The sequence below is a fragment of the Brenneria nigrifluens DSM 30175 = ATCC 13028 genome (assembly GCF_005484965.1).
Lineage (GTDB): Bacteria > Pseudomonadota > Gammaproteobacteria > Enterobacterales > Enterobacteriaceae > Brenneria > Brenneria nigrifluens.
In genome coordinates, this window is the sequence record NZ_CP034036.1 from 4,823,035 (window position 1) to 4,838,037 (window position 15,003).

General features: G+C 56.4%; 15 protein-coding genes. 8 read left to right on the top strand and 7 right to left on the bottom strand.

Annotation, left to right across the window (positions count from 1 at the left end):
• Nucleotides 1-19: 19 nt before the first annotated feature.
• The gene (locus tag EH206_RS22670; RefSeq protein WP_009115090.1) at nucleotides 20-949 is read left to right on the top strand and encodes a LysR family transcriptional regulator; all 930 of its coding nucleotides are present in this window, start codon (nucleotides 20-22) and stop codon (nucleotides 947-949) included.
• Between the two features lie 41 nt (nucleotides 950-990).
• On the opposite strand, the gene EH206_RS22675 is transcribed toward EH206_RS22670, so the two are convergent.
• On the bottom strand, nucleotides 991-1,950 hold the full coding sequence (locus EH206_RS22675) for a DMT family transporter (RefSeq protein ID WP_009115091.1): 960 nt from the start codon (nucleotides 1,948-1,950) through the stop codon (nucleotides 991-993).
• Between the two features lie 144 nt (nucleotides 1,951-2,094).
• Between EH206_RS22675 and EH206_RS22680 the strand changes: the two genes are divergently transcribed.
• Both EH206_RS22680 and EH206_RS22685 read left to right on the top strand, forming a co-directional pair.
• On the top strand, nucleotides 2,095-2,580 hold the full coding sequence (locus EH206_RS22680) for an Lrp/AsnC family transcriptional regulator (protein WP_009115092.1): 486 nt from the start codon (nucleotides 2,095-2,097) through the stop codon (nucleotides 2,578-2,580).
• 211 nt (nucleotides 2,581-2,791) lie between these two features.
• Complete coding sequence (locus EH206_RS22685) at nucleotides 2,792-3,808, top strand: 1-aminocyclopropane-1-carboxylate deaminase (protein ID WP_009115093.1); 1,017 nt, start codon at nucleotides 2,792-2,794, stop codon at nucleotides 3,806-3,808.
• 496 nt (nucleotides 3,809-4,304) lie between these two features.
• Here EH206_RS22685 and EH206_RS22695 read toward each other — a convergent pair whose 3' ends face one another.
• Nucleotides 4,305-4,814, bottom strand: coding sequence for an Lrp/AsnC family transcriptional regulator (locus EH206_RS22695; protein WP_009115094.1), 510 nt, complete (start codon nucleotides 4,812-4,814; stop codon nucleotides 4,305-4,307).
• A gap of 259 nt (nucleotides 4,815-5,073) precedes the next feature.
• Here EH206_RS22695 and EH206_RS22700 point away from each other — a divergent pair, with 259 nt between their 5' ends.
• The 4 genes from EH206_RS22700 (at nucleotide 5,074) to EH206_RS22715 (ending at nucleotide 8,987) form a co-directional block, all read left to right on the top strand.
• The gene (locus EH206_RS22700) at nucleotides 5,074-5,910 is read left to right on the top strand and encodes an ABC transporter substrate-binding protein (RefSeq protein ID WP_009115095.1); all 837 of its coding nucleotides are present in this window, start codon (nucleotides 5,074-5,076) and stop codon (nucleotides 5,908-5,910) included.
• Nucleotides 5,911-6,041: 131 nt separating this feature from the next.
• Nucleotides 6,042-6,794 carry an amino acid ABC transporter permease gene (locus EH206_RS22705; RefSeq protein WP_009115096.1) on the top strand — a complete coding sequence of 251 codons (753 nt, stop codon included), beginning with the start codon at nucleotides 6,042-6,044 and terminating at the stop codon, nucleotides 6,792-6,794.
• 2 nt (nucleotides 6,795-6,796) lie between these two features.
• Nucleotides 6,797-7,525: an amino acid ABC transporter permease gene (locus EH206_RS22710; protein WP_009115097.1), complete on the top strand. Its 729-nt coding sequence runs from the start codon at nucleotides 6,797-6,799 to the stop codon at nucleotides 7,523-7,525.
• A gap of 124 nt (nucleotides 7,526-7,649) precedes the next feature.
• Nucleotides 7,650-8,987 (top strand): NCS2 family permease, encoded by a 1,338-nt coding sequence (locus EH206_RS22715; RefSeq protein WP_009115098.1) that lies wholly within the window; start codon nucleotides 7,650-7,652, stop codon nucleotides 8,985-8,987.
• A gap of 35 nt (nucleotides 8,988-9,022) precedes the next feature.
• Here the strand turns inward: EH206_RS22715 and EH206_RS22720 are convergent, their stop codons facing one another.
• From EH206_RS22720 to EH206_RS22740, 5 genes are all read right to left on the bottom strand, one after another.
• Nucleotides 9,023-9,754 carry a 4'-phosphopantetheinyl transferase family protein gene (locus EH206_RS22720; protein WP_009115099.1) on the bottom strand — a complete coding sequence of 244 codons (732 nt, stop codon included), beginning with the start codon at nucleotides 9,752-9,754 and terminating at the stop codon, nucleotides 9,023-9,025.
• Between the two features lie 178 nt (nucleotides 9,755-9,932).
• Entirely contained in the window at nucleotides 9,933-10,466 is a 534-nt protein-coding gene (locus EH206_RS22725; RefSeq protein ID WP_040344221.1) for a 4Fe-4S dicluster domain-containing protein, read from the bottom strand.
• On the bottom strand, nucleotides 10,466-12,487 hold the full coding sequence (aegA, locus tag EH206_RS22730) for a formate-dependent uric acid utilization protein AegA (RefSeq protein WP_009115101.1): 2,022 nt from the start codon (nucleotides 12,485-12,487) through the stop codon (nucleotides 10,466-10,468). Before aegA ends, EH206_RS22725 begins: the two co-directional genes overlap by 1 nt.
• 488 nt (nucleotides 12,488-12,975) lie before the next feature.
• Complete coding sequence (locus tag EH206_RS22735; protein ID WP_009115102.1) at nucleotides 12,976-13,401, bottom strand: organic hydroperoxide resistance protein; 426 nt, start codon at nucleotides 13,399-13,401, stop codon at nucleotides 12,976-12,978.
• Between the two features lie 141 nt (nucleotides 13,402-13,542).
• Nucleotides 13,543-13,941 carry a winged helix-turn-helix transcriptional regulator gene (locus tag EH206_RS22740; RefSeq protein WP_009115103.1) on the bottom strand — a complete coding sequence of 133 codons (399 nt, stop codon included), beginning with the start codon at nucleotides 13,939-13,941 and terminating at the stop codon, nucleotides 13,543-13,545.
• A gap of 87 nt (nucleotides 13,942-14,028) precedes the next feature.
• Between EH206_RS22740 and EH206_RS22745 the strand changes: the two genes are divergently transcribed.
• Nucleotides 14,029-14,880, top strand: a complete 852-nt coding sequence (locus EH206_RS22745; protein ID WP_009115104.1) for an SDR family oxidoreductase — start codon at nucleotides 14,029-14,031, stop codon at nucleotides 14,878-14,880.
• Nucleotides 14,881-15,003 lie beyond the last annotated feature (123 nt).

A 15,003-nucleotide genomic window follows, 5' to 3' on the forward strand; every position in this document is an offset into this window, starting at 1 on the left:
TAAAAGCGCAGGAGGGCCGATGCACAGCAACGAAATTCGTTACTTTATGGCGGTGGCCAATAGCGGCTCGCTGAGCGCCGCCAGCCAGCAGCTATTTGTTGCCGTTTCAGCCATCAGCAGGCAGATCCAGCGGTTGGAGGCCCGGCTGGGCGTCCCCTTGTTCGAGCGCCATGCCCGGGGCATGATACTGAATGACGCCGGGCATATTCTGGAAAATCACGTGCGGCGCAGCGTGGCGGATATGGAGCTGGCGATCGCCGAAATAGAAGGGTTGCAATCGGCGCGCCAGACCACCATCCGCGTGGTCTGCACCGACGGCATCGGCTTTAATCTGCTGCCGACCCTGATGGCGCAGTTCAGGCAGCGGCATGCGGCGGTCAACTTTGTGCTGACGGTGGGCAGCGCCAGACAGGTGCCCGAGCTGGTTCGCAGCGGCGAATGCGATGTGGCGCTGAAGTTCAGCCTGGCGCCGGAGCACGGCGTTCAGGTTATCGCCTCTTTTTCCGCGCCCTTTATGGCGGTGATGAAAGCGGATCACCCGCTGGCGTCAAGGGATTTTCAGCTCGACGACCTGAATACCTACCCCATCGTGCTGCCCGATCAGGCGGCCACGGTGCGCCAGCTTTTTGATCTTTCATGCCGGATGAACGGCGTTTTCATCGATCCGGTATTCACCAGCAATCATTTCTCCACCCTGTACGCCTTTTTGCTCGATACGCCGGACGCCATCGCCATATGCAGCCATTTTTCCGTGTTGTACAGCGCCCGCCGCGACGGTTTGCAGGTGAAGTCGATCAATATGGCGCAGCTGGGTCAACGTACCTTGCAGATCCAGGCCGAGGTCGGCAAGGCGACCACCGCGGCGCTGAAAGATTTTGTCGAGTTTTTACGTGATGAGCTGACGATACAGGATGCGCAGTTTCGCCGGGAGTACGCGGTCTTAGGGTGACGCGGCCCCGCATTGCGCGCCGGGCGAATAGCGCCGGGAGGTCAGCGCTGCGCGGGGCAAGGCCTGGCCAGGGTGACGATCAGCATGCCGGCGATAATGGCCGTAACGCCAATAATCAGCCCCGGGGTAAACGCCTCATTCAGCAACAGAATCGAGATAATCAGCCCGACGACCGGCACCCCCAGCATGGAGGACGCCATGCTGGTGCTGGAGATCCACTGGCTGGCGGTATTGACGGCGCAGAAACAGAAGGCGGTGGCGAGCGGGCCGACAAACAGCGATATTTCACACAGGCGCAGCGAATTATCCCCGGTATACGGTCCCTCTTTGTACCAGGCGATGATAATCAGCGGCACGGCGGCGATCAGCATCTGCCAGGGCGCCAGATGATAGGCGCTGGACGCGCCGCGGTAGTGGCGCAGATGCAGGATGCAGATGGCCCAGCAGAATGAGGCGATCAGCAGCAGGGCATTGGCGCGCAGCGCGTCGCTGTCCGCCCAGTCCAGCGTCAGCGGGTTAAACAGCATGGCGACCCCGGCGATCCCCAGCAGCGTGCCGACCAGCTCCTGACGGGTTACGCGTTGCCTGAAGAGCAGAATGGCGCCCGGCAGAACCCATAATGGCGTGGTGTAGGCCAGAATGGCGGAACGACCGGCGGGGATCGCCACCATGGCGATGGCGCCCAGCGCGGTGAACGTCAGCATCTGGAGCAGGCCGACGCTGAATAGCAAGGGAATATCGCGGCGTTGCGGCAGCTTCAGCGTACCGGTGACGATCTGGATAAGGAACAGGCAGAGTCCGCCCAGCGTGAAACGCAGCGCGGAAAACCACAGCGGCGTAATATGTTCCAGTCCGAGTTTCATGACCGGCCAGTTGGCGCCCCAAATCAGGATCGCCAGCAAAAGCAGCATAATTCCCCCAGCCTGGCGCAGCGATAATGCGCCGGCCGATTTATCTTTCAGCCAGACTATTTTCTTATTTCTTAGTGAGGGAAAAATCATTTTATATTTTCTTTGCGGACAGTGACTGGATAAATCCAGTTTATTATTTTTCTGGCGGAAATTTTTTCCCTTATTAATGGCGATATTTTTGTTGCCAGGGCGATTTTCCCATCGAGTGGTAATTAACAGGAAAGGTTTTCTTTTATGCGTAAACTGGATAAAACCGATATCAGCATCCTCAATAAGCTACAGGAAAATGCCAAAGTCACCCATGCTGAATTGGCGAAAGCGGTCAATCTTTCCACCACGCCCTGTTTTAACCGGGTGAAAGCGCTGGAGGAGCTCGGGCTGATCCGCCAGCAGGTCACGCTGCTTTCGCCGCAGCGGCTTGGGCTGCACGTAAACGTGTTTATCCACGTCAGCCTCGACCGCCAGGTGGAAGAGGTGCTGCAACGCTTTGAACAGGCCATCGCCGAGCGTCCGGAAGTGATGGAGTGCTATCTGATGACCGGGGACGCGGACTATCTTCTGCGGGTACTGGTTAAAAATATCAATGAGATAGAGAGTTTTATCCTCAATCATCTGACTCGTATCCCCGGAGTGGCCAATATCCGATCCAGCTTTGCGCTCAAGCAGGTGCGCTATAAGACCACCCTGCCTCTGCCGCCGGAGGGGATGGTGCTGCCGTAGCGGTTAATTTTATTTCGTTATAGAGAGGTTTTTTTAATATAAAGGATAGATTTTGGTGGTTTGTTGAAATTTAAAGGATAAATTTTAATGAATTTAGCAATTTAAATTCATCCGTTTATGGGTAATATGATGGCTATGGGATGACGGTATTTCTCAACGGAATATTGACAACCAGCGGCTACCATTCCTTATTATTTTGCGGAGCGTTATTATGAATCTGGAGAAATTTCCACGTTATCCATTAACTTTTGGCCCTTCCCCGATTACGCCGATGAAAAGACTCAGCGAATATTTAGGGGGAGAGGTGGAAATATATGCCAAGCGCGAAGATTGTAATAGCGGTCTGGCGTTTGGCGGCAATAAAACCCGTAAACTGGAATACCTTATTCCCGAGGCTTTGGAACAGGGATGCGATACGCTGGTTTCCATCGGCGGCATTCAATCGAACCAGACGCGTCAGGTCGCCGCCGTTGCCGCTCATCTGGGAATGAAATGTATTCTGGTGCAGGAAAACTGGGTTAATTACGCCGACGCGGTGTATGACCGGGTGGGTAATATCGAGCTGTCGCGCATTATGGGCGCGGATGTCCGCCTGGATGCCGCCGGTTTTGATATCGGCATCCGGGAAAGCTGGAAAAACGCCATGGAAGAGGCGTCGCAGAATGGCGGCAAACCGTTCCCGATCCCGGCCGGCTGTTCCGAACACCCTTACGGCGGTCTGGGCTTCGTCGGTTTCGCCGAGGAAGTTCGCCAGCAGGAAAAAGAGCTGGGCTTCAAGTTTGACTACATCGTGGTCTGTTCCGTCACCGGCAGCACCCAGGCCGGCATGGTGGTCGGGTTTGCCGCCGACGGCCGCTCCCGCAACGTTATCGGTATTGATGCGTCGGCAAAACCGGAAAAAACCAAGGCGCAGATCCTGCGTATTGCGCAGAACACGGCAAATCTGGTGGAGCTGGGCCAGGAGATCACCGAAGAAGACGTGGTGCTGGATACCCGCTACGGCGGGCCGGAATACGGTCTGCCGAGCGAGGGCACGCTGGAAGCCATTCGCTTGTGCGCCCGTCTGGAAGGGGTGATGACCGATCCGGTGTATGAAGGCAAATCCATGCAGGGGATGATCGGTATGATCCGCAACGGTGAATTCCCCAAAGGCTCGAAAGTGCTCTACGCCCATCTGGGCGGCGCCCCGGCGCTGAGCGCCTACAGCTATATTTTCCGTAATGGCTGAGGATTCCGCTCCACCTCTCTCCTTCGCCGCGGAGTAAAAACGCAGGCTCCTCCCCCTGGCAAGGGCTGTCTCTTATACACAAATCCAAGGAACCTCTAGAGACCATGTGTATTCTGGTCTTGGGTTCATTCTTGGTTCTTTGTTTTTTGCTTTTCGTCGGCGTAAAAAATTATGCTGAGGAATGGGAGGTCTCCCGAATGAGCCGCATGGATGCGGCGAAAGCCAGTGCCGCGCCGGGAGCGCGTCAATGGCGGTTCGACAGGAGACCTCCGATTCCGAAGGCACCGCGAAGCGGCATAATTTCAGCCGATAGCCAGGGTTCGCAGGGCTGCGGCGACTGAGCGCCCTGCGTCGGGCGCGTGCTTCGACGTGGCATAAAAATCCCTTTCTTTTCGCGCACGAAATAGCGCTGAACTCACATATACCGTTAACAGTATATGTGACTAAGAGACAGGGCAAGGGGGAGGCTGGGTGGGGGTCACCGGGCCTGAATTTTTCAGAACGTCAGCTGGGTGGTGGAAAGCACCTCCCGCAGCCCGATAAAGGAGCGGATCTGGCGCACGCCGGGCAGAAAAAGCAGCTGTTCGGCGTGCAGCCGGTTAAAGCTCTGATTATCTTTAGTACGGATCTTCAAAATATAATCGAACTCGCCGGTGACCACATGGCACTCCATACAGCCGCTGATCCGCTGCACCGACGCTTCGAAATCCTCAAACGAGCTTGGCGTCGAGCGATCCAGCACCACCCCGATTAATACCACCAGACCGGCGTTAAGCGCCTGCGGGTCAAGCAGCGCGACCAGGTGTTTAATCAGGCCGATCTGTTTCAGCCGTTCAACGCGGCGCAGACAGGCCGGCGGGCTGAGATTGACTTTTTCCGCCAGCGCTACATTGGATAGCGAGGCGTCCGCCTGCAAAAGGCGCAGGATGGCCGTATCGAAGCGATCCAGCTCATAGGATTTCTTCTCCTCCGCGGGAGGGGTGACGATGGGGGATTTGGCTTTCATGGCGGGTTTCCTCTGGGCGCCTGATAACGCATAAGGATAATAATTGCGCCATTAAGGTATTTTTGGCAATTAAATAAGGGAAAGATCGCTTACGGCCGATAAAAAATTATAAAAACCTATCTCGATAAGCAACGACTGGCGGTTCGTCGTCATAAACCACATGTAACATAAGGTTATATTATAGCTGTTTATGTTATTTCCCGCTTGTTCGCCCCGCTGATAGCCTACAATCAATATGTTAACTGGTTAGGGGCAGGGAATGAAGAATCGTATCGTGGCATTGGCGTTGCTGGCGGGTCTGGCTTCCGTTTCCGGAATGGCGCAGGCGGATAAGCTGGATGATATTCAAAAGGCGGGCGTGGTTAAAATTGCGGTATTCGACAGCAATCCGCCGTTCGGTTTCGTTGATCCGCAAAGCAAAAAGCTGGTGGGTTACGATGTTGATATCGCCGAAGAAATTGGTAAGGCGCTGGGGGTGAAGGTGGAACTGCGCGCCACTAACCCGGCGAACCGTATTCCGCTGTTAAGCTCCAAAAAGGTGGACCTGATTGCCGCGAACTTCACCATTACCGATGAACGCGCCAAGCAGGTAAACTTCAGTATTCCTTATTTTGCCACCGGACAAAAATTCATCGCCCGCAAAGGCGTGCTGAAAACTCCGGAAGACATTAAAGCGCTGCGTATCGGCGCGGATAAAGGCACGGTACAGGAAATCACCCTGCGCGAGCATTATCCCACCGCCAAAGTGATCTCCTACGATGATACGCCGCTGGCGTTCGCCGCGCTGCGTAACGGTAATGTGCAGGCCATCACCCAGGACGATGCCAAACTAGTCGGCCTGCTGGCCAACGTACCGGATGCCCAGAAAGCCGAGTTCGAAATTTCGCCTTTCAGCATCACCAAAGAGTACCAGGGCGTGGGTATTCCCAAAGGCGAGGAACGTTTGACGGAGAAAGTCAACGAAACTCTACTGAACCTGGAAAAACAGGGCACGGCGAAAACGATCTATGACCGCTGGTTCGGACCGCAGACAAAATCGTCCCAGCCGCGCGGCGACTTTACTTTCGCCCCCCTGGATCAACAGCCAAAAGCCTGATTAACGCCATAATTTGCACTTAGACCCGCCGTGCGGGTATAACAGGATTTTGGCAGGTATTCTCCCGGCCCTCTGCTTTGCAGGGGGCATTGTTGTTTATGACACGCGGCGTTTATGAAAATTAGTGACCTATGAAACTGACCGACACGATACTGCAATACGTCGAAGCCTGGCTGCTGGCTCCCCAATACCTCGGCTGGCTGTGGCAGGGTTTTCTGGTCACGTTATGGATTTCCCTCTGTACGATCATCCTGGCGACGTCGCTGGGCTTCCTGCTGGCGGCGGCGCGAGACAGTCAACTGCGCCTACTGCGCTGGCCCGTTATGGCTTACAGCTCGCTATTCCGTAATACGCCGTTGCTGATACAGCTTTTTTTCTGGTACTTCGGCGCCGGTCAGCTATTTCCCTCGGAGATGATGCAGTGGCTTAACATGCCGCACGTCATCACGCTGCTGGGGATGGGCGTGGTGTGGCCCTCGTTCGAGTTTCTCGCCGGACTGTTCGGCCTGACGCTCTATTCCAGCGCGTTTATCGCCGAAGAAATCCGCGCCGGTATCGGCGGCGTGGCGCGCGGACAAAAGTACGCGGCGCTGGCGCTGGGATTAACCGGATGGCAATCCATGCGCTATATCGTATTGCCGCAGGCCTTGAAAATCGCTCTGCCGCCGCTGCTGGGCCAGTATATGAACGTTATCAAGAACTCATCATTGGCGATGGCTATCGGCGTGGCCGAACTCTCTTATGCATCCCGTCAGGTGGAAACCGAAACCCTGCGCACCTTTCAGGCGTTCGGGGTGGCGACGTTCCTGTATATCGCGGTGATTGCGCTGATGGAGGGCTGGGGCATGTGGCGTCAGCAACGTAGCCGGGCCGGGGAGCGCTGAAAATGGATTTCACCATTATTTACGACAACTTCAGTTACCTTATGTGGGGCCGGTTTCCGGACGGCCCGCCGGGCGGGGCGGCGCTTACGCTGGTGATTAGCCTGCTGGCGGGGTTGGCCTCCGCCGTGCTGGGAACCCTCCTCGGGGTGGCGCTGGCGATGTCCCGCGGCTGGTGCGCGGCGCTGCTGGCGATGGTTCTCGGTTTTTTCCGCGCCATTCCGGTCATCATGCTGATTTTCTGGACCTACTTCCTGCTCCCCATTCTGTTCGGCGTCGAGATTCCTGAAATTACCACCGTGGTCTGCGCTCTGGCGCTGATTGCGTCGGCTTATCTGGCGCATGGGGTGAAAGCGGGGATCGTGGCGATTGGCCGCGGTCAGTGGCAGGCCGGGTTATCTCTGGGCTTCAATCGCTGGCGGGTGCTGTGGCATATTGTTTTGCCGCAGGCGCTGAGGATGATGGTGCCGTCTTTTATCAACCAGTGGGTTTCGCTGATTAAGGATACTTCGCTGGCGTACATCGTGGGGGTGGGCGAACTGACGTTTTTAGCCACCCAGGTGAACAATCGCAGCATGGTTTATCCCATGGAGGTTTTCCTGTTCGTCGCGCTGGTCTATTTTGTTTTTTGCCTGTCGCTTGAGCTGCTGGCGAACGGGCTTAACAAGCGTTTCAGCCGGCAGGAAAAGCCGCTAAAACGCTCATGGCTATGGCGGCGTAACCGGCCGGCCTGATGCCATCGGGCGACAATAGCCGCCGTCATTATGGAATGAAAAAAAGTGGGGGAATCAGCGTTAATGCGCGCCATTTTGTTATAGGATACCCGAAAACCATTATCCCCTCTTTGGAACGCTGACAATGAATAAATCACAATCGGGCCATGTCGCCGAGCAAGGCCTGCTGGAGCGTGTGTTTAAACTGACACAACACGGCACCACCGCGCGGACGGAAACGATAGCGGGCTTCACCACCTTTTTGACCATGGTATACATCGTGTTCGTCAACCCGCAGATTTTGGGCGTGGCGGGCATGGATACCAGCGCCGTTTTTGTCACCACCTGTTTGATCGCCGCCTTCGGCAGCATCCTGATGGGGCTGTTGGCGAACCTGCCCGTGGCGCTGGCGCCGGCCATGGGGCTGAACGCCTTTTTTGCTTTCGTCGTCGTCGGGGCGATGGGGCTTTCATGGCAGGTCGCCATGGGCGCGATTTTCTGGGGCGCAATCGGTTTCCTGTTGCTGACCATTTTCCAGATCCGTTACTGGATGATCGCCAATATTCCGCTCAGCCTGCGGCTGGGCATCGCCAGTGGCATCGGGCTGTTTATCGCCATGATGGGGCTGAAGAACGCCGGCATTATCGTTTCCAATCCAGAGACGCTGGTCGCCGTGGGTGATTTGACCTCGCACGGCGTTTTGCTGGGCGCGCTGGGCTTCTTCATTATCGCGGCTCTCGCCTCGCGCCATATCCACGCCGCGGTACTGATTTCAATTGTGGTGACCACCTCGATCGGTTTGCTGCTCGGCGACGTCAAGTTTAGCGGCGTTTTCTCGATGCCGCCGAGCATCACCACCGTGGTCGGGCAGGTTGATTTGGCGGGAGCGTTGAATTTGGGGCTTTCCGGGGTGATTTTTTCCTTTATGCTGGTCAACCTGTTCGACTCTTCCGGAACCCTGATTGGGGTAACGGACAAGGCCGGTCTGGTCGATTCCCGCGGCAAATTTCCCCGCATGAAGCAGGCGCTGTATGTGGATAGCGTTAGCTCCGTCGCCGGGGCTTTTCTCGGCACCTCGTCGGTTACCGCCTATATCGAAAGCTCTTCCGGCGTTTCCGTCGGCGGGCGCACCGGCCTGACCGCGGTGATTGTCGGCCTGTTGTTCCTGCTGGTTATTTTCCTGTCGCCGCTGGCGGGGATGGTGCCCGCTTACGCCGCCGCAGGCGCGCTGATCTACGTTGGCGTATTGATGACGTCAAGCCTGGCGCGGGTTAAATGGGATGATTTGACCGAAGCCGTCCCGGCCTTTATTACCGCGGTGATGATGCCGTTCAGCTTCTCGATCACCGAAGGGATTGCGCTGGGCTTTATTTCTTACTGCGTGATGAAGCTGGCGACGGGACGCTGGCGCGAAATCAGCCCCTGCGTAATTGTGGTGGCGCTGCTGTTCCTGTTGAAAATCGTTTTTATCGACGGGCACTGATCTTTGAATGAACCGGGGGGGCGACCGTCCCCCTGCTACTGCGATATCGCGGATGCCGCTTTTTCTGCGCTATGGCTGGTCAGTTTCATATAACGCGGCGGCGGCCGCTGTTGCCGCCCGATTTCCCCGGTTTTCTTCATGCCCGACCCCGTAGCGTACGTCCACATCACCAGCCGGTTAAGCGCCGGGACGTGCGCGCACGCCCAGGCGAGATAATCATCGATATCGCTCATGACTTCAACGGCTGGAAAGTAGTCGGAGCGCAGGCGCCCCGACGCCGGGTGAAGCTTGAGACTTTCCGCCCGGCACCCGTTCGAGCGTGGAATTTTCATCAGCGACCGGCGAATCGTGCCCAACTGAGTGGCGGCCTCCAGGGGGTCGTGTTGCGCCTCGATCCAGGCTTTTTCCGCCGCGGTCGGCGTTGGCGTATGGGGCGATGTGTTGATATTGACTATCTCGATATCCATACCGACGTCGCCTTCTTCGCTCATCAGAATGGCAATGGTATTTCCGGCGTAGCCCAGGCTGAAATTAGGCAGGTTGGGATCGGCGAAATAGGGGCGTCCATCCGCAGAGGCAAGCAGTGTGGGCAATCGCGGATAGCCGAGAAAATAACACATCATCTCAGCCAGCAACGCCCGGCTTTTTAGATAGCGCTCGCGGCGTTTGGCGGAAAAACCCTGCGTTGATGCAATGAGCTCGTCTGGCAGTCTTTGTAGATCGGGAAGGGCTTCCGTACTTGTCCACCTGACAAAATGGCAGGTCATGGGTTCACTCCGTGAGGACGATAAATTTTGATCATGTTTAAATATATAATAGATGCATATTATCAGACTAAAATATGAACTAAATAAAAATAAATGGATAAATCGGCGATTATTATCCATGAATCACAATTTTCTTCCGAAATACCATTTTTTATCGAAAAATGGTATTTCGCCGGCGCTACAGTAAGCGAATGTCCCCATTGCCCCGCGCCGAGCGCAGTTGCTTTTCATGGACCCGCCGCTGCAATTCGTCCGGCGTAACCAGCCGCAGAGCCGCGGTAGGACACACGCGCACGCAGGAAGGGCCGGCGGCGACACCGGCGCACAAATCGCATTTGTGCGCTTCACTTCTCAGCGTCCTGTGTGGTTCGTCCTCCTGGCCGCTTTCCCTGATGACCACGTTAATCGCGCCAAAAGGGCAGGCAATCACACAGCTTTTGCAACCGATGCAGCGTGACTGGATAACCTGAATGCCGTTGCGATCGCGCACCAGCGCGTCTTGCGGGCAGACGGCGGCGCAGGGCGCGTTCTCACACTGATGACAGAGCACGGGTACGCTGACGTTGGCGTTTTTTATCACTTTTAAACGGGGAAAAAAGTGCGTGGATCGCAGTGTGGCGCTGTCGCCGCCGGCGTGGGCCACCGCGCATGCTATTTCGCAGGTCCGGCAGCCGATGCACTTCTGCGCATCGGCGATAACGAATTGATTAATCATGGCGTTTCCTCCGGGGATGCGTTGACATCGGCCGTCGGCGATATTGCCGCGCCCGCAGACGTAGCGGATGTTAATCTCATCATTTCCAGCATCCCCATGGCGGCTTTGCGGCCGTCGGCAATCGCCGTCACCACCAGATCGGCGCCGCGTACGGCGTCGCCGCCGGCAAAAATCTGCGGATGGTTGGTCTGGCAGGGGAAGCGGCCGACGGCCGGCGCGGTAATATGCCCCCATCTGTCCAGGCTGACGTTCGCCTCTTCAAGCCAGGGCATACTGTGGGCCTGAAAGCCGAAGGCGATAATGACGGCATCGGCGGGCTGCACAAATTCAGATCCGGGGACAGGACGGGGACGGCGGCGTCCGCTGGCATCGGGGACGCCCAGTTCCGTACGCACCAGCTCGATGCCGCACACCTCCCCCTGCTCATTCAGGCAAATTTCCTGCGGCTGTACGTTGAACATAAAATCAACGCCTTCCTCGCGGGAGTTTTTTACCTCTTTTTTCGAACCCGGCATATTGGCCTCATCGCGGCGATAGGCGCAGGTAACCGATACCGCTCCCTGACGGATCGAGGTACGCAGACAGTCCATCGCCGTGTCTCCGCCCCCCAGCACCACGACTTTTTTGCCCGCCATTGAAATATAGGGCTCGTCTTCCAGCTCGGGTAACCCCATCACGCGTTTGGTGTTGGCAATCAGAAAAGGCAGCGCCGCGAATACCCCCGGCGCGTCTTCGTTTTCCAGGCCGGCTTTCATCGAACGATAGGTTCCCACCCCGACAAAGACGCTGTCGAACTCCTGCAGGATGTGAGTCAGGGAGATATCCTTGCCCACTTCGGCATTCAGGCGAAATTCGATGCCCATCTTGCTGAAGATCCCCCGGCGGCGGGCTAAAACCTGTTTATCCAACTTGAAAGGCGGGATGCCGAACGTCAGTAGCCCGCCAATTTCAGGATGGCGATCGAACACCACGGCCTGAACGCCATTGCGCGTCAGCACGTCGGCGCAGGCCAGTCCGGCCGGGCCGGCGCCGATAATGGCGGCCCGTTTGCCGCTTGACCCGACGCGGCTCATATCGGGGGTCCATCCCATTTCCAGCGCGGTGTCGGTAATGTAGCGCTCAATGTTGCCGACGGTGACCGCGCCATACTCCTTGCCCAGCGTACAGGCGCCCTCGCATAAGCGATCCTGCGGGCATACCCGGCCGCAGATTTCCGGCAGGCTGCTGGTCTGGTGCGACAACTCGACTGCGTCCAGGATCCGTCCTTGTTTGGCCAGGCTCAGCAGCGCGGGGATGTTGTTATGCAGCGGGCAGGTCCACTCGCAGATGGCGTGTTTGCCGCAGGAGAGGCAGCGGTCGGCCTGATCCTGCGTCTGTTGAGGCGTAAAGCCGTGGTAAATTTCGTCAAATGTGGTTTTGCGCCGCGGCAGAGGCTTTTTCTCAGCGTCGAGACGCGGCCAGTTTTTTCGTTTATACAGCGGATTGCTCTCGGCGGCTTTAAGCGCCGGGGCGGCGTGTTGCCAGGGAGAGGCGGTGCGCAACGCCATGCTTTGCTGTTTTTCCCGGCGGCGGCTTTCCAGCGTTTGCTCGCTGATTAAGCGCAGCGCCTGGGTCGGGCAGGCTGCTACGCAGGCTTGCCCTTGCGGTCTGCCCGCGCACAGATCGCATTTATGCGCCATAGCGGCGTCATTGGCCGCGTCCGTCACCACGGATACGGCGCCAAACGGGCAGGCCAGCACGCAGTTTTTACAACCGATGCATTTTTCTTCGATGATTTGAATACTGTCGTCTTGCTGCGCCAGCGCCTGGGTGGGGCAGGCGCTGGCGCAGGGCGCATCTTCACAATGGTGGCAGGTGACCGCGGAACGCAGGCCTGGCGTATTGAACGCTTTTATTCTGGGCTGGAACATTCCGGCGCTGGTTGGATATTGATCGTTGTTGTGTGAAATAACGCAGGCGATTTCGCAAGCGCGGCAACCAATGCAATCCTGAGAATTTGCAATAACGAATCTATTCATAACTTCCTCTTCCGACTCCATTACCGGTAAAGAACACAGAAGCGTCTCAGCCCAACGCCGCCAGACCGGCTTGCCGTTGCGGCGTAGTTATCCATCAGATATAAGCGTTTGCTTAGATCCGCATCGGTAGCCTCTGATTTTTGGCGTTCGATTTTTTATCTGGTCACCCAGAAAATGGTTTGGAAGGGGTTGGTATGGATCTCGTCAGGAGAAAATACAACTATCCCCATTTTACTCTGGTTCCAATTAATTTGGGGGATGTCCCCCATTTATTGCTTCTCATCCTAATGATTTCGGTAGGCTGTTACTTTGATGTAGGACATGTAACCAGTCGGTTAATGCAAAATAATGTGGTGAAAAATATTGAATCGATTCAGTTGGTTGTGTATTTACATTCAGGTAACAGCCGTACCAGATATCATCTTGTTTTTATCCCATTTATCGGGTTGATTGAACACGATGTTGCGCCGTGCGGCGGGTGCAAGGGGTCAGACTACCGTGAGCGTGACATCAATATTGTTGCGGGTGGCATTCGAGTAGGGGCAAACCACGTGCGCTTTCTTCACCAATTCTTCAGTTTTGGCCTTATCAAAGCCCGGAACGGTGATTTTCAGCTCGACTTCAATACCGAAGCCGGTGGCGATCTTGCCGATACCGACGCTGCCTTCGATTGACGTTTCGGACGGGAGTGAGACTTTCTCACTTGAGGCCACGCTCTTCAGCGCGCCAAGAAAGCAGGCGGAGTAACCCGCGGCAAACAGCTGTTCGGGGTTTGTCCCCTCACCGCCGCTACCGCCCAGCTCTTTGGGCACATCCAGCTTGACGTCGAGATGTTTGTCTGAGGAAACCGCGCGGCCGTCACGCCCACCGGTGGCTTTAGCATGTGCAACATAGAGAACTTTTTCGATAGACATAATTTTTCCTGTGGTTTACGAGAACACCATTAAGCATAGACCATGACGGCGCGCTATGTGGCGTGGAGTCGGGCGGCAAAGCACAGGTCCTTGATACGTTTAATCGATCGGGTAACGCCGCAGGGGGGCTGCGCCCGGCGATCACTTGTCCTGATGCGCCGCCTGCGCCGCTGATATCGTCGCTATATTTTCTTCTATCCAGTCGGCCAGGATTTTAACGCGCTCGCTGGCTTCTCTGCCCAGCGGGGTCAGGCTGTATTCAACGTGCGGCGGTACGACGGGATAGGCGATGCGCAGGATAAAACCATCGTTTTCCAGCCATTGCAGCGTTTGCGCCAGCATACGCTCGCTGACGCCGCCGATTCTGCGACGTAACTGACTGAAACGGAGCGTTCCATCCAGCAATGCGACTAAAATCAATACCCCCCAGCGGCTGGTGATATGGTTAAGGATTTGGCGGGACGGGCATTTTTCGGCGAAAAGATTTCCCTGCAACGGCGTAGCCGCTGAAGAGACGACGGGTGATATTTTTTCCGACACTATACTTACCTTTATGTGCGTACTTACTTTAAGTTAGTTTGTCGACTATTATGCCAGTTGATGACAGTCAAAAAAAGGAGCTTGGTGATGATTGCGATTACAGGTGCATCCGGCCGGTTGGGCCGGTTAGTGATAGAACAACTGCTGGCGAAACTACCGGCGGGCGACATTCTGGCGTTGGCGCGGGATGTCGACAAAGTCGCTGATTTAGCCGCCCGCGGCGTGCAGGTAAAGGCGGCGGACTACACGCAGCCGGACTCTCTGGTTGCCGCGTTGCAAGGCGTGGATAAACTTTTGCTGATCTCCTCCAGCGAAGTGGGGAAACGTGTGGCGCAACATCGCAATGTGATTGAGGCGGCGCGTCAGGCCAAGGTAAAACTGTTGGCCTATACCAGCATCTTGCATGCCGATCGCTCGCCGCTGGGCCTGGCGAAAGAGCATCGTGAAACCGAGGCGCTGATCAAAGCCTCCGGCCTGCCTTATGTGCTGCTGCGCAATGGCTGGTACAGCGAAAACTATGCGGCCAGCATACCGTCGGCATTACAGTATGGCGTATTTATCGGTAGCGCCGGAGAGGGAAAAATTGCTTCCGCCGCGCGTGCCGACTATGCGGCGGCCGCGGCCGCCGCGCTGACGCAGGACAATCAGGCCGGTAAGGTTTATGAACTGGCGGGTGATGAGCCATACACGCTGGCGGAATTGGCCGCTGAAGTGAGCCTTCAGTCTGGTAAGCCTCTGCATTACCAGAATATGTCCGAGGCGGAATTCAGCGCGGCGCTGGTCGCGGCAGGCCTGCCTCCGGTTATCGCCGATATGCTCGCTGACTCTGATGTCGGCGCAGCCCAAGGCGGCTTGTTTGACGACAGCCATCAACTGAGCCAGTTGATTGGCCGTCCCGCCACGCCGCTGGCGATCGTGGTGAAATCGGCCATCCAATAGGCCGGATAGCGGTCTGGCTGGCATAAGCGCGTCAGGCGTCGCCAGCCTTCAGCGCCGCCGCAGTAATGGGAATTTTGTTTCCATATAGTGATATCATCCGGCATGATACCGTGACGTTCTTAT

Bases quoted from the DNA above. Each gene is read 5' to 3' on its own strand.
- EH206_RS22670 (WP_009115090.1), top strand. From the start codon at position 20: ATGCACAGCAACGAAATTCGTTACTTTATGGCGGTGGCCAATAGCGGC.
- EH206_RS22675 (WP_009115091.1), bottom strand. From the start codon at position 1,950: ATGATTTTTCCCTCACTAAGAAATAAGAAAATAGTCTGGCTGAAAGAT.
- EH206_RS22680 (WP_009115092.1), top strand. From the start codon at position 2,095: ATGCGTAAACTGGATAAAACCGATATCAGCATCCTCAATAAGCTACAG.
- EH206_RS22685 (WP_009115093.1), top strand. From the start codon at position 2,792: ATGAATCTGGAGAAATTTCCACGTTATCCATTAACTTTTGGCCCTTCC.
- EH206_RS22695 (WP_009115094.1), bottom strand. From the start codon at position 4,814: ATGAAAGCCAAATCCCCCATCGTCACCCCTCCCGCGGAGGAGAAGAAA.
- EH206_RS22700 (WP_009115095.1), top strand. From the start codon at position 5,074: ATGAAGAATCGTATCGTGGCATTGGCGTTGCTGGCGGGTCTGGCTTCC.
- EH206_RS22705 (WP_009115096.1), top strand. From the start codon at position 6,042: ATGAAACTGACCGACACGATACTGCAATACGTCGAAGCCTGGCTGCTG.
- EH206_RS22710 (WP_009115097.1), top strand. From the start codon at position 6,797: ATGGATTTCACCATTATTTACGACAACTTCAGTTACCTTATGTGGGGC.
- EH206_RS22715 (WP_009115098.1), top strand. From the start codon at position 7,650: ATGAATAAATCACAATCGGGCCATGTCGCCGAGCAAGGCCTGCTGGAG.
- EH206_RS22720 (WP_009115099.1), bottom strand. From the start codon at position 9,754: ATGACCTGCCATTTTGTCAGGTGGACAAGTACGGAAGCCCTTCCCGAT.
- aegA (WP_009115101.1), bottom strand. From the start codon at position 12,487: ATGAATAGATTCGTTATTGCAAATTCTCAGGATTGCATTGGTTGCCGC.
- EH206_RS22735 (WP_009115102.1), bottom strand. From the start codon at position 13,401: ATGTCTATCGAAAAAGTTCTCTATGTTGCACATGCTAAAGCCACCGGT.
- EH206_RS22745 (WP_009115104.1), top strand. From the start codon at position 14,029: ATGATTGCGATTACAGGTGCATCCGGCCGGTTGGGCCGGTTAGTGATA.